Source organism: Telluria sp. BA11 (genome assembly GCF_056680305.1).
Genome location: NZ_CM155275.1, coordinates 420,760 through 433,536 on the forward strand (window position 1 = coordinate 420,760; position 12,777 = coordinate 433,536).

9 protein-coding genes are annotated in these 12,777 nt (G+C 66.3%); 1 reads left to right on the forward strand and 8 read right to left on the reverse strand.

From position 1 onward, the window contains the following. Positions 1-13 precede the first annotated feature (13 nt). A complete protein-coding gene (locus tag AC1MGT_RS01770; protein WP_499502750.1) occupies positions 14-1,726 on the reverse strand; it encodes a methyl-accepting chemotaxis protein in 1,713 nt (570 codons plus the stop codon). Between the two features lie 162 nt (positions 1,727-1,888). On the opposite strand from AC1MGT_RS01770, the gene AC1MGT_RS01775 reads away from it, so the two are divergent. Further along, complete coding sequence (locus tag AC1MGT_RS01775) at positions 1,889-2,935, forward strand: DUF3108 domain-containing protein (RefSeq protein ID WP_499502751.1); 1,047 nt, start codon at positions 1,889-1,891, stop codon at positions 2,933-2,935. 37 nt (positions 2,936-2,972) lie between these two features. Here the strand turns inward: AC1MGT_RS01775 and AC1MGT_RS01780 are convergent, their stop codons facing one another. The 7 genes from AC1MGT_RS01780 to AC1MGT_RS01810 form a co-directional block, all read right to left on the reverse strand. Beyond that, a complete protein-coding gene (locus tag AC1MGT_RS01780; protein ID WP_499502752.1) occupies positions 2,973-4,658 on the reverse strand; it encodes a peptide chain release factor 3 in 1,686 nt (561 codons plus the stop codon). A gap of 94 nt (positions 4,659-4,752) precedes the next feature. Continuing rightward, positions 4,753-9,405, reverse strand: coding sequence for a pilus assembly protein (locus AC1MGT_RS01785; RefSeq protein ID WP_499502753.1), 4,653 nt, complete (start codon positions 9,403-9,405; stop codon positions 4,753-4,755). A gap of 28 nt (positions 9,406-9,433) precedes the next feature. Next, positions 9,434-10,036, reverse strand: a complete 603-nt coding sequence (locus AC1MGT_RS01790; protein WP_332533350.1) for a pilus assembly PilX family protein — start codon at positions 10,034-10,036, stop codon at positions 9,434-9,436. Continuing rightward, the gene (locus tag AC1MGT_RS01795; protein WP_499502755.1) at positions 10,033-11,217 is read right to left on the reverse strand and encodes a PilW family protein; all 1,185 of its coding nucleotides are present in this window, start codon (positions 11,215-11,217) and stop codon (positions 10,033-10,035) included. Before AC1MGT_RS01795 ends, AC1MGT_RS01790 begins: the two co-directional genes overlap by 4 nt. Then, on the reverse strand, positions 11,214-11,666 hold the full coding sequence (locus tag AC1MGT_RS01800) for a type IV pilus modification PilV family protein (RefSeq protein ID WP_499502756.1): 453 nt from the start codon (positions 11,664-11,666) through the stop codon (positions 11,214-11,216). The genes AC1MGT_RS01795 and AC1MGT_RS01800 overlap by 4 nt, the downstream gene beginning before the upstream one ends. Continuing rightward, the gene (locus tag AC1MGT_RS01805) at positions 11,663-12,298 is read right to left on the reverse strand and encodes a prepilin-type N-terminal cleavage/methylation domain-containing protein (RefSeq protein WP_499502757.1); all 636 of its coding nucleotides are present in this window, start codon (positions 12,296-12,298) and stop codon (positions 11,663-11,665) included. The genes AC1MGT_RS01800 and AC1MGT_RS01805 overlap by 4 nt, the downstream gene beginning before the upstream one ends. Next, on the reverse strand, positions 12,286-12,702 hold the full coding sequence (locus tag AC1MGT_RS01810; protein WP_332533346.1) for a type IV pilin protein: 417 nt from the start codon (positions 12,700-12,702) through the stop codon (positions 12,286-12,288). The genes AC1MGT_RS01805 and AC1MGT_RS01810 overlap by 13 nt, the downstream gene beginning before the upstream one ends. Positions 12,703-12,777: the final 75 nt, after the last annotated feature.

Genomic DNA, 12,777 nt, shown 5'->3' on the forward strand with positions numbered 1-12,777 from the left:
TCCCGCAGCGGCATCATTTGCGGCTCGATGCGAGCCGCAAATGCGATGCCGAGTGACGGCGGCGTTCCCGGTTTGACCCACGTCGTTCGCGCGTGGGTTCGCCGGGGACGCCGCTGTTTTCATTGGGGCCTGGCGGTACCGGCAACGTCGCCGCTGGCGCCCCGTGGCTACCCTCTTCCTCTTCCAGCCTGAACCCGGCCACGGTGCGCGCCAGCGCAATGGCCTGCATCTGCAGCATGCAGGCGGCGCTGGCGGCTTCCTCGACCAGCGTGCAGTTCTGGCGCGTGACCTGGTCCATCTGCACGATCGCCTGACTGACGCCCTGCAGCTGCTTCGCCTGGCCATCGCCGGTCGAGCCGATCCGCCCGACCAGATGTTCGACATCGCGCACCGAACTGGCGATGCGCTGCATATTGCTGCCGGCGTGCAGCGCCCACGCCGTGCCGCCATCGATCTGCGCCACCGACTGCGCGACCACGGCGCGGATTTCCTGACTGGCTGCGGCCACCCGCCGCGCCAGCGAGCGCACCTCGGTCGCCACCGCCGCCAGATCCGTGGCGCTCATTGGCGCACGCGAGGCGTCCAGCGCGGCATTCAACACCCGCGTGCCCGTTTCGCCTGCCGCCACCTCCAGCGCATCGACGATCGCCATCACCTGCTGCGCGCTGCGCCGGCTCGCGTCCAGCGTGTTCACGAGCCGCTCGACCACACCACCGCCGTCCTGCGCGACGTTACCGGCGCCGGCGGCGAGGCGGTTGGCGGCCCGGGCGTCATCAACGTTGTCGCGCACGTTTGCCGCCAGCGCTTGCAGCGTACCCTCGGTGTCCGCCAGCGCCTCGGCGCGGTACACGGCGCGGCTGCGCAGGCTCAGGCTACCCAGCTTGATGTCGCGCGACGCTGCACCGATCGTGCGCGCGGCCTCGACGACCGTGCACAACATGCCATTCAGGTTGCGGATGCTCGCATCGAGCAGGCGCGACGTGTCGGCGATTTCGTCGCTGCCATAGTCACGCTCCTGCACCGTGAAGTTGCCGCTGGCCAGGCTGCTGGCGGCCATGCCGATGCCGCGAATCTCGCCGAGCAGGATGCGGCGCACGGCGAACGTGATGGCCAGCGACAGCCCGATCGCCAGCACCAGCACGGCCGGCATCAGCAGCGAGACCATGCGAAAGTCGGCCTTGGCGCCTGCGGCGGCCTGGCGCGCCAGCGTGTCTTCGAGCGCGCTCAGGCCCGCCAGGCGCTGGTCGACCAGCGCGTAGGCAGCTTCGGCCTTCTGCATCGCGTTGGCGCTGATCGAGCCGTCCAGTGGTGCGAGCTCGATGACGTCGCGCACCGCGCGCGCGTAGCGGCGCTGCGCCTGCGCGGCCTGCTCGACGTGACGCAGTTCGGCGCCCGTCAGCGGGCCGGCCGACAGCGTCGTGAGGCCAACCGCAATGCGTCCGTGCTGCGCCAGGATGTCGCGCCGCAGCGGCTCGGTGCGGGCCGGCGGAAAGCTGCCGCCCATCCAGCTCAGGTAACGGTAGATGTCGGCATGCGCCTTGTGCGATTGCGTGCCCAGGCTGGCGGCAGCGTGCAGGCTGGCGGCGCGCTGGCCCACGATCGATTCGAGCGATGCATTCTGGCGCGCCAGTGCGACATAGGCCGCGCAGGACAGTACCAGCAGCAGCACGAGGACGGCGCCTGGGGCCAGCAGGAGCTTGGGGCCGATGCGAAGACGGGCCAGCATGTCAGGCCGCCGTCATGGCAGGTGGAACGACAGGGCGGCGCGGCGGTATCATCATGATGGTATCCCCTTTAGAGCGCAATATTTCTTGAGTGCACTCTTGAATGTACGCCGCAGAACAAGCCAGCCTTTGTGATGGCGCAAAGCGCGCGCTACACTAGCGGCATGATCTTTATTGCTCCACTGCAGCGGAACCGGCGCCTGCTCCTGGTCTGCGTGCTGTCGCTTCTGCTGCACGCACTGGTGATCGCCTGGATCGACGCGCGCCTGACGCAGCGCCCCGCCGTCATCGGCATGCCGGCGTTTACGGTGCGGCTGGCCTCGTCCGAACGGGGCATCGTGGATGCACCACCCAGCGCGGTCGAAGCACCCGCCACACCTGCTCCACCAGCCGCCCCAGCGCCGCCCGTGGCGCCCGCGCCCATCGCCATGGCCGATGGCGGCCCTGTTGCGATGCCGTCCGCCGCGCCGCCGATCGACGCTGGCGAGGCCGCGCTGCCCGCCGCCAGCGGCGGCAGTGCTGCCCCCATCCAGATGCCGGGCACCTACCGCGTCAAGCCACCGCCGTCCGGCCGCATCGACTACACCGTCGTCACGCGCAGCAGCCTGGACGCGCCGTCACAGGACGGCGGTAGCGCGCGCATGGTCTGGCGCAGCGATGGCACGCGCTATGCGGTCGAACTCGATGGTGTGCTGGGTACGATCTCCAGCGAAGGCCAGGTCGACGATGCCGGCATCGCACCGCAACGGGCATTGACCGGGATGGGCACTGGCGCCTTGACCACCGTGTTCGACCGCGGCAGCGGCACCATCGGCGCCGGGCCGCAGGGACAGCCCTTCCCGCTCGTGCCGGGAAGCCAGGACACGGCGTCGGTCTTGCTGCAACTGGCGGGCATGGGCGTGGGCGATGCAGGCCAGATCAAGGACGTGCTGGAATTCTGGGTCGGCGGCGTAGGCGGCGCCGGCATTGAGCGCTACCAGGTGACGGGGCCGGAACGGATCGCGACGGCCGCCGGGCCGCTCGAGACCTTGCGGCTGGTGCGCCTGGGCGAGCCGGGTGCGCCCGTGCTGGAACTGTGGCTGGCGCCGCAGCATGCGTGGCTACCGGTGCAGCTGCGCGTGACCGACGCGCTGGGCGCCTCGCGCACGCAAACGCTGGCATCGATTGCGATCGACACCAGCGCAGCACCAAAAAAATCAGGGGAAGAATAACGGCCCGCGTCAGGAAGACGCGGGCTCAGGCCTAAAATCAGGCCAGCTTGACCGCGTGCTCGCGGGTGGCGTGGAAGGTCAGCTTGGGCCAGCGTTCCTGCGTCAGGCGCAGGTTGACGCCCGAGGTGGCCAGGTACGCCATATTGCCGGCCGCATCGTAGGCCACGTTGTGACCGAGCGAGTTTTCGAAGTCGGCCAGCGCCTTCTTGTCGTCGCTCGAGACCCAGCGCGCGCTGCTGATGCTGGCGCTTTCGAATACGGCGTCGACGCCGTACTCGTTGAGCAGGCGGCTGGCAACCACCTCGAACTGCAGCACGCCGACGGCGCCCAGGATCAGCTCACTGCCCAGCACCGGCTTGAAGACCTGCACCGCGCCCTCTTCGCCCAGCTGCTGCAGGCCCTTGTGCAACTGCTTCATCTTGAGCGGATTGCGGATGCGCACCGAGCGGAACAGCTCTGGTGCGAAGTACGGAATGCCGGTGAAGCTGAGCATTTCGCCTTCGGTGAAGCTGTCACCGATCTGCATATTGCCGTGGTTCGGCAAGCCGATGATGTCGCCGGCGAAGGCTTCTTCGACCTGCTCGCGGCTCGACGCCATGAACGTCACGACCGACGACAGCTTGACGTCGCGACCAAGGCGCAGGTGCTTGACCTTCATGCCTTTTTCAAAGCGGCCCGAGCACACGCGCAGGAATGCGATGCGGTCGCGGTGGGCCGGGTCCATATTGGCCTGGATCTTGAAGACAAAACCGGAGAATGGCACTTCGCTTGGCAGGACCGAGCGCACCGTGGCGTCGCGCTCGCGCGGCGCAGGCGCCCAGTCGACCAGCGCCGACAGGATTTCGCGCACGCCGAAGTTGTTGATCGCCGAGCCGAAGAACACCGGGGTCTGCACGCCGGACAGGAAGCGCTCCAAGTCGAACACGTGCGAGGCGCCGTGCACCAGCTCGACTTCCATCTTGAGCTGCTCGATCTCGAGCGGGAACATCTCGGCCAGGCGCGGATTGTCGATGCCCTTGACGATCTCGAAGGCGCCATCGGCTTTTTCTTCACCGGCCTTGAACAGCATGATCTCGTCCTTCAGCAGGTGGTACACACCGCGGAAGTTCTTGCCCATGCCGATCGGCCAGGTCACCGGCGCGCACTCGATCTTGAGCACCGATTCGACTTCGTCGAGCAGCTCGAGCGGATCGCGCGTTTCGCGGTCCATCTTGTTCATGAACGTGACGATCGGCGTGGCACGCATGCGGCACACCTCGAGCAGCTTGATCGTCTGCGCTTCGACGCCCTTGGCCGCATCGATCACCATCAGCGCTGAGTCGACCGCCGTCAGCACGCGGTAGGTGTCTTCGGAGAAGTCCTGGTGGCCGGGGGTGTCGAGCAGGTTGATGACGTGGTCGCGGAAATCGAACTGCATCACCGACGAGGCAACCGAAATGCCGCGCTGCTTTTCGATGTCCATCCAGTCGGACGTCGCATGGCGCCCGCTCTTGCGGCCCTTGACGGTACCGGCCAGCTGGATGGCGCCCGAGAACAGCAGCAGCTTTTCGGTCAGCGTGGTTTTACCGGCATCCGGGTGGGAAATGATGCCGAAGGTGCGGCGGCGCCCCACTTCGCGCGCGATCACGCCGGCCTGTGCGGCCGAGTTGGTGGTAGTGGTGGTGCTGTCATCGCGCGCGTCAGGCGTGTCCTGCGCGGCGGAGGTGTCGGTATCGTTGGCCATAGTCGAGCCCTTCAAACGGCCCTTGTCGAAAACCCTCGATTTTACCGTTTTCGCAAGGCGCCGTGTGAACTCTCTTTGCTCCCTATGCCATCCCTCAGTCGCGCACGCGGCGCCAGCCGGCGCGGTGTGCCTCGATCGTTTCCGATGGCGGGAACTTGCCGGTCACCATGGTGCCGTCGGCAGTGGTGGTGATCGTCTTGAGCGCGCCCGACGGCAGGCGGATCACGATGAAGCCCACCGCGGCCGAACTGGCCAGCGGATACCCGGCCAGCCCGTCCGGCGAGGCCGCGCGGCCGGTGCAGACATTGAGCTGGTAGATATTGCTGGTGCCGCCGACCTTGCAGTCGGTCGACGAACTTGGCAAGTTGGTCACCACGTTGATGGTGCCGGCCACCACTTGCGGGTCGAGGTTGACGCGCTCGCCGGTATTGAGGTTGAAGTCGGTGAACCAGCCCTTCGTGCTGGCCAGGTTCACGTCACCGCCATCGATCGTGTAGGGCGCATTGCCCGTGTCGTCGCCGTTCACGCGCGCCAGCGTGCGCTTGACCATGGCCGAAGACTGGCGCCATGCGGCCGTGCTGATGCCCTCGCCGTCATCCTTGAGCAGATAGGCGCTCTGCACCTCGGTGCTGGTCACGTCGACCAGGTCGAGCAGGCGGCCCGTCCCGAACAGCACGACGCGCTGCGCCGAGGCGACGGTCTTGTTGTCGACGGTGGTGTCGACCCGGCACAGCGTGACTTCAGGGCGGGTGGTGACCGGCTGATTCACGCCGGCGTCGCCCATCAGCACGCGCGCCGGTGTCCCGGCGCCGGTGAAGTCGAAGCGCCACATCTTGCCGGTATTGTCGCCGCCGTACACATACGTCACACGCGGATCGTTGTTCGGATCATTCGTGATCGCCGAGATCTTGGCCAGGCCGGATGGCGTGGCGACACTGCCCTCGCCGGTCGTCGCCGAGCGCGATTCGATCACCTTGCCGGTGGCAACGTCGACCACCAGCAGATAGCCCTTGCCGTCGCCCCCATCGACGCCGTCGACACCCGGGATATTGTTGTAGCCCGAGGTCAGGAACACGACCCATTTCTCCACGCCGGCGCTGTCGACGATGGTGCCGAACTGCGGGTTGCCGAACGTGAGGCCCAGACGCGTGTCGACGTTGCCGGCACAGGCGCTGGCGTCGGCGCACAGTTCCCACAGCGCTTTTGGCGCGGCCGGGTCGGTGACATCGAGCGCGTAGTAACCGCGCCCGCCCGCGTTCAGCCCCGCCACCAGCACCGACTTCCATTCGGTGCCGACCTGGACGTCCGCAATCTCGGGCGAGCCGTCGACCGAAAAGATGTGGTTGGTGCCATAGGTGGTGCTGGCCAGCTGGTGCAGTTTCTTCATCGTGATGCGCGGGACGTACGCCCACAATTCTTCGCCCGAGTTCGCGTCGAATGCGTGCAGCATGCCGTCGTTGGCGGCGGCGAACACGGTTGCCTTGCGGCTCGCATGGGTGGTCTTGAAGGCACCATAGCCGGGCCGGTCGAAATTGCGGCGCGGTTCGCGCAGGTACGCCGGCTTGGACGAGGCGATATCGCCCAGCACGATCGGGATCGTCGTCTTGTCGGTGCCCACTTCCTGGCGCGAGAAGGCGCGCAGGACGTTGTCGTTGGCGTACTGCTGGCGACCGCGCAGCCAGTTGACGATATTGCGGCCATCGTTGACCAGCGCGCGGTTGGCCACCGACATATTGGCGCACTGCGTCAGCGCATTGCACTTGTTGTCGAACCAGGCGCGCGTGCCCGTGTCCATCGTGTCATAGCTGAACGCGGCCAGGGCCCCATCCTTGAGCATGTAGATCGAGCGGCCGTCCAGGCCATCGTCACCCACCTCGACCTGCCTGCCGAGCAGGCTCGAGGTATTCCAGTCCTCGGTTGCCGCCACGTCGCCGGTGATGGTATTGACCTTGCGTTTGGACAGGCGCCCGTACCAGTGCACGGTGGTGAACGTCGCCGAGAAGATGTCATTGTCGCTTTGCGAGATGTTCGGGGTCGAGGTGGCCGCCGCCGCCGCTGCGCCGGTCTTGACTTCGATGTTCGACAGGGCCGTACGCAGCCCTTCCACCACCTGCATCGGATCGGACGCCGAGAAGTACTTGCCATGGCCATTGATCGCGGCATGCCACAGATCGTCCACGCGCGATTGCAGGGCAGCCGAGCCGCTGTCCTCGTCGACGTCCGGATCGGGCCAGACGTAGCGCCCCTCTTTGTTCCAGGGGCAGTTGAGCGCTCCGCTGACCAGCTTGTAGAAGTCGCCGTTCGGATCCGGGTCAGTGTCGTATTTCGCCTCGTAGTTCATGATGCCGTCCACGCCCAGGCCGAGGGCATAGGTGCGCATGTGCAGGCGGTTGTTCTCGCCGGTGCCAGCCGGCACCGCGCCGGGTTTGGTGTAGTCCTCGAGCGTGGGGCGCAGTGACACGGTCTTGTCGGCCGAACCGCCGTTGTACCAGTACAGCGCGATGTCAGCCAGCGATGGCTTGCCCTGACCGCGCGGATCGACGCAGCCCTTCGATTGCAGGCAGAAGCGCGCCGGATTGTTGACTTCGTCGTTGCTGGCCACCCCGAGCGGCGCCTTGCCATTCCAGTAGCCGTCGGTGGTGATGAACGTGAAGTTCTGCTGGCACGGGAACTTCACGACTTCCTCGCCGGCCGCGTAGTTGTACGGACTCTGGTTGGCGTACATCTTGCCGATCGCGTGCAGGGCCTGGCGCACCGGGGTCGAACCCTCCGTATCCATCGCGTACAGCGCGTCGTACCAGCTGTTGCGGTCAGCGCCGGCAAACGGCTTGGGCTTGTTCATGGCGCCTTCGACCGCGGCAACCGACAACGCGACCAGCCCGACGTTGTACTTGTCGGTGACGGGCGAGAACGCCTGGCCAACGGCCGTCTTCATCATCTGGTTGCGGGTGCGGTAGTAGCCATACCAGTTGGCAAAATTTGTCATCTCCTGCGCATACGAGCAGGAGCCGCTGGTGCAGTCGGTGCGGCCGATGGCGCGCGGGTAGATAGTGCGGCCGGGAACGATGTCCGTGCGCACGAACACCGAGCCACCCAGGCCGGTAGCCGACGTCGGCACGATGTCCGAGATCGCGTTGACAGCGCTCATCGTCAGCCAGGTGTTGTTGTTGAGCCGGTTGTTACTCGGAATGGTGTAGTCGATGCCCAGCCCTTCGGCTTGGCCGGAGCTGTCCACCAGGCACAGCGTCGTGTTGGGCTCGTTCGCACAGACCGGCGACGAATTCGGGGTGCCGCCAACATAGGCGGTTACATTGCCCCGGGTGCCGATCCGGGCTTGCAGTGCAGCCACAACCGCGCTCGCGCCCGTGCTGCGGTTGAACGTGATGTCGCCGCCCAGCATGCCGCTGCCGGCAAAGTTCAGGCGGCTCATTACTTGCCTGTCGCGGTTGTTGTTGCTGTTGTTGGTGGTGCCGCTCACGCGCAACAAGGCGGTCGCGCCGGTGCCGTCCGCGACCATCAGGCCGGTGCCGGCGCGGCTGTTGTCGGACACCAGGCTGCACACGCTGAGCGACTTGGTGGTCGAACCCGCAGGACACGAGACCGGCACGACACCCACCACGTTGTCGGCGCCGAGGGCCACGCCCAGGCTGCTGCAGCTGGGCACCGCGCCGTTTCTCGGGGAGCGCACGCAGGCGAAGTAACTGTCGGCGTCGCCGACCTTGTTATTGATCGACACGGCCAGCGCCTGGGCCAGGGCAGCCTGCTTGTCGGCCGTGTTGGTGCCGGCTGCCGCAGTCACGGCGCTGTTGGTGATCACCTGCGTGCCCAGCGGACCGACGGCGGTTACCTCGGGGATCGAGCGCGTGCTGGCGGTATTGGAAGCCCCGATGGTGATCGTGCCGTACCACGGCGCCACCACGTTCTCGGCGCCGAAACGCGGAAACTTGTAGTTGCCGACGAACTTGGCCTGGCATTTGGTCAATGCTCTCGAGTCGCACCAGCGCACGCGCGCCGCGACGGTGTAGCCTGATGCCGGCGACGTGCCGTTGGCGGTCGCGGCGCGGCAATCGGTCAGGTTGGTATTGGTGCAGTATTCGGCGACGTTGTTCGTGTAGTAGTACGGGGTGCTGTAGACATAGCGTGCACGGTAGCGGGCGTTGGTCGGGTAGGCATAGCCACCCGTATTGCGCACGCAGTTGTTCATGTTACCGTCGCACCATTCGATATCGTAGAAGCCATCCACCAGATTGCTGGTGTCCGTCCTGGTGCCCAGAAAGTCCGCTTTGTTGACGCCATACACGTCGGTCGGCACGCGCTTCCAGTCGCCCGTGCGCCCGGCGTCGAGATCGGGATACGACGTGCCGTCGGCCTTGACCGGCGGGACATACCGCACCGCCGGGTCGTAGTACTGGCGGTTGAAGCCGGCACTGGCAAATGGCGGATCGCCAATCTTGCAGGCACGCGTGCCGGCCGACATCGTGGTACCGGCGCGGCAGGTGTCGGTGACGTTGATGTAATCGGGCGTGTAATTGAAATTCATCGACCCCGAGTTATCGTACAGCAGCATCAGGTTCGGCTTGACGGTGCCGCTGCCGCTGATATTGAGCAGCGGCAATTGGGCGATGGCGGTGGGTTCTGCCTGCGCCAGTGGCGCGCCCAGGAGCAGCGCCAGCAATGCCAGCGGTACCAGCTGTGCCAGCGGGCCAATGCGGCCGGCGGCACGCGTGGGGGTCGTCGAGAAGTTCATGGGCAATCCGTTCGTTTGTACGGCGCCATCAGACGCCGATCAGTACTACCATCTGGTTCACCACGGTACCGCCGCGCGCACCGTGGATGCGGGCGGTAATCACATAGTGCAATTGCGGGCTGGCGGCGTACACGACGCCATCGGTGCGAATGCTCTCGCCGATGGCGGTCGCGTTGCCCAGGCCGGCCGTGTTGGCAGCGGTCTGCACGCAGGCGTTCTTGTCGTCGAAGGTGCCGGTGCTCTTGCACAGGCGGTGGATCACGTATTCCACCTCGGTGCCGCCCGAATCCGTGACCTTCTTGCTGTCGCTCCAGAACTCTTCTTCACGGGTGGACAGACCGGGCGCCATGGTGGCGCGGTAACCCTCCGCCGGCTGGTGCGCCGTCAGCGCGCCCTTGTCGGTCTTGGCTTTCTGGTCGATCCACTCGAAGCCCTTGTGCAGCCCGAAATCGGCAGCGCGGCTGAGCGTGGCGTCGTAGGCGAGGCTCGATGCGCTCAGCGTCGTGCTATTGCTCGACTTGAGCAGATAGATGCTCGTCACGAGCATCACGAGCATCATGATCAGCATGACCGGCAGCGCGATGCCGCGCTGGGCGGCCCGGAACAACGGTTGCGGACGATGCGCCATCATGGCCTCCATCCCGCATTGCGCAGCGGGACAATGGTGTCGAATACACGGTAGCGATAGCACGTCCAGTCGACTGGATCGTTCTCCACCGCCAGGTCGATCTCCACTTCTTCCGCCGTGGCCTCGCTCGGCTGCGCGCGCGCGAACAACGTCGGCGCGGTGGTCGTGGCAGTGCACGTGCCGTCAGCGGCAGGCCGCTCGGGGTTTTTCCCGCGCGCCACCACGGCGATGCGCAGCGCCACGATGCGGCCATAGTCGCCGGGACTGCCGGTCACGCCATCGCCGTCGGCATCGATCATCGTGGACGACCAGGCACTGATGGCGGTGCCCTTCTCGAGTGCAAAGGCGGCGCCAAGGCGCCGGTCGAAACCGTACTGCGCCTTGAGCGAGACGATGTCGCCAGTCACCGCCTGCGCATTTTGGGCCGCATTGGCCATGTCGGTGGCGCGCAGGCGCAGGTAGCCACCCTCGACCGACCAGGTATGAAACGCCAGGCGCGCGCCCGGTCCGAGATTGAACAGGCGGGTCGTATTGCCCGTGTAATTCGCGCCCAGCGCGCCGCGGTTGAAGCGCTGGCTGGTCGCGCCGAAGGAGAGTTCAGGCTTGTCGGGAACGCTCGATATCTGCGCCAGCGCGCAATCGGCCCCGATGTTCTCGGGCGCGACGACGATCACGTCACCGAGCGTGAAGTAACCCCATGGATCGCGATCGACCTCGACGCTGGTGCCGCCAATGTAATTCTTGATCACGCGCATGGTCGACGTGCCGCCAGGAGCGCCGCCTGCGTACAGCGTCAGGCGGTCCGGGCCCGTGCCGCCCGGCTCGATCACGGCAGCGGCCAGCGGCCGGATCGTGGCCGCGCCGCGCTTGGCCGGCGCCAGCTCGTAGCCCTGGCTGTCGGCAAACATGGTGTTGCAGCCGGTGATCAAAGGATCGTTCAGGCCAAAGCCGGCCTGCTCGGCGTCGCTGCTGATCTGGAACATGGCCAGCATGCCGTTCTGCATCGAGTTGGAGCCGCCCAGCGCGGCGTCCTTGTTGCGCTCGCTGTCGGTCATGATCCGGGTGGCAAACAGCACTGCCAGCAGGCCGATGACGACGCTGACCATCAGTTCGACCAGCGAAAAGCCGCCGGCGCGGAGAATGGACGGGGACGGGAACGGGACCCTCATGGACGGGGCGCTCATGGTTTCGATGCCGTCAGGTAGGATTTGATCCGATGGGTATTGCGCTGGCTGTCGCTGGTGCGCTGCCAGCCGATCGCGATATTCACTTCGGTGCGGCCGACAGCCGCATTGGTGGCCACGCCCACCACGACGCCGGCGCCCGGAATCCGCTCCTGCACCGCCGCATGCCAGGCGGCCAGGCGCGCACCCGGGGTGCCGCCGGCGGCCAGCGCATAGTCAGCGGCGTGCGGCATGTCGCTGTACATGATGCCCAGCAGTTCGTTGGCAGCGACGGTCGCCTCGGCCCGCATTCCGGCATCCGACAGCGCCGCGATCGAACGCGCCTGCAGACCCAGCGTGCCGACCAGGGCAATACCCAGGATCATCACGGCAAGCAGCGACTCGAGCAGCGCGACGCCGTGTTCGGCACGGCGGATCATTGAGGTGCGAATCGTTGCAGTGCGGATCATTGCGGGCACCTGCGTGAATCGCCGGGGGCGGCGCCCGGCACACAGGTCACCGCCATGCCGCCCAGGGTCAGCACGACGGCCGAGGGCTTGAATTCACCCACGAGCGTGCCCGCTGGCGCGAGGTCGACACGGCGCACCTGATTCGGCTGGCCGGCATCGATCCAGCCCAGCGGCGTGAAATACACGGCGTCATCGTCGGCCGGATCCAGCGTGATGGTCAGCATGGTGGTCGGGGGCAGCGTGTCGGCGCTGCGCACGAGCGAGCGGTAGTCTGCCGTCGGGCCGGTTGCCCCCCTGGCCGCCGTGGTGGCGGTCGACCAGTCGTTGCTGCCATCGGTGCAGGGGTTGTCGCTGTTACGCAGGCACACATCGATCTGCCAGCCTGGCTGGCCATTGGCGGCGGGAGCAAACACCAGCCGGCTCTGGCTGTTGTGCGTCATGGCCAGGTTGCGCGCCTGCGCGAAGCCGTCGGCGTAGAACTGCGCCGCGCCGGTGGCGCGCGTACTGGCCAGCCAGCCCGTCATCTGCGGCACGCCGACGGCCAGCAGAATGCCCAGCACGACCAGGCCGACCATCGACTCGATCAGCGTGAAGCCGCCTGCAAGGCGCCGGGGTGGGCTTATTGGGTACATGCGCCATCCTTGCGGTCGACCCAGCAAGTGTCTTTCTTGGTCCAGCCGGCCGGTGCGCCGGTGGTGGCGCGGGTACCGGCCTGGTCGATGGTATAGACGAACTCGGCGGCGCCCGCGCGGCCGGTTGCGGTCAGCACATAGGCGCTGGCGCTGGCGCTCGTCAATGCGTAGGTGAAGTTCTTGGTGTCGGCGGGCTTGCCGGCAAAGCCCTCGTACGTGCGTTCGTTGGACCAGTACTGCTCCAGACGCGGCTGGGTCGACGCCAGGTCGCCATGGGCTTCAGCCAGGCGCGCGCGCAGAATGTAGCTATTGTAAGAAGGTAAGGCAATGGCGCTCAGGATGCCGATGACGGCCACGACGACCATGAGCTCGACGAGCGTAAAACCGGATTGACGTTGCTGCATGAAATTCTCCTGGGCACCGGGCGCTGATGGCCGGGCTACATTTGTTGCTCGGCATGTTTCCAGGTGGAATCATAA